Below are 1,027 nucleotides of genomic sequence, written 5' to 3' on the forward strand. Positions count from 1 at the left end.
GCCGCGTTGGTGCAGGCGCTGGGCGACGTGGGCTTCGACGCCCCGCTGTGGCTGGCCACGCGTGGCGCGGTGTCGGTGGGCCGGTCCGATGGTCTGGTGGACCCCGTGCAGGCGCAGGTGTGGGGTCTGGGCCGGGTTGCGGCGCTGGAGCATCCGGAGCGGTGGGGTGGTCTGGTTGATCTGCCCGAGGTCGTGGATGACCGGGTGTTGGTGCGGCTGGCGGGGGTGCTGGCCGGGGCCGGGGGAGAGGATCAGGTTGCGGTTCGTGCGTCGGGGGTCTTTGGTCGGCGGCTTGTGCGGGCTTCGGCTTCTGTTGTGGCCGGTTCTGGTTGGCGGCCGGGTCCGGGGTCTGTGTTGGTGACGGGTGGTACGGGTGCGTTGGGTGCGTGGGTGGCGCGTTGGTTGGTGGGGTTGGGTGCTGAGCATGTGGTGTTGACGAGTCGTCGTGGGTTGGGTGCTCCGGGTGCGGGGGAGTTGCGGGATGAGTTGGTGGCGTCGGGTGCTCGGGTGAGTGTGGTGGCGTGTGATGTGGCTGATCGGGAGGCGTTGGCCGGGTTGTTGGCTGGGTTGCCGGCTGAGTTTCCGTTGACGGCTGTGGTGCATGCGGCGGGTGTGTTGGATGATGGTGTGCTGGATGGGCTTGGGCCTGAGCGTTTTGCGGGTGTTCTGCGTGCGAAGGCGGGTGCTGCGGTTCATCTGGATGAGTTGACGCGGGGGTTGGGGCTTTCGGCGTTTGTGTTGTTCTCTTCTGTGTCGGGTGTGTTGGGTGCTGCGGGGCAGGCGAATTATGGTGCTGCGAACGCTTTCCTGGATGCGTTGGCGGAGCGGCGTCGTGCTGAGGGGTTGCCGGCGACGTCGATTGCGTGGGGTCCGTGGGCTGAGGGTGGTATGGCTGCGGATGAGGTGTTGGATCAGCGTATGCGTCGGGCTGGTCTGCCGCCGATGGATGCCGGGTTGGCGATCGGTGCTCTTCAGCAGGCTCTGGACCTGGATGACACGGTGCTGGCCGTCGCGGACATCGACTGGG

The 1,027-nt window shown here is 67.2% G+C and carries 1 protein-coding gene; it reads left to right on the top strand.

Going from position 1 to position 1,027, the window contains the following annotated elements:
• The coding region (locus tag ABTZ94_RS37690) for a beta-ketoacyl reductase (RefSeq protein ID WP_351208000.1) at positions 1 to 1,027 on the top strand (1,027 nt) is incomplete at both ends.

Origin of the sequence: Streptomyces sp. NPDC002785, from assembly GCF_040295565.1 — a bacterium.
Lineage (GTDB): Bacteria > Actinomycetota > Actinomycetes > Streptomycetales > Streptomycetaceae > Streptomyces.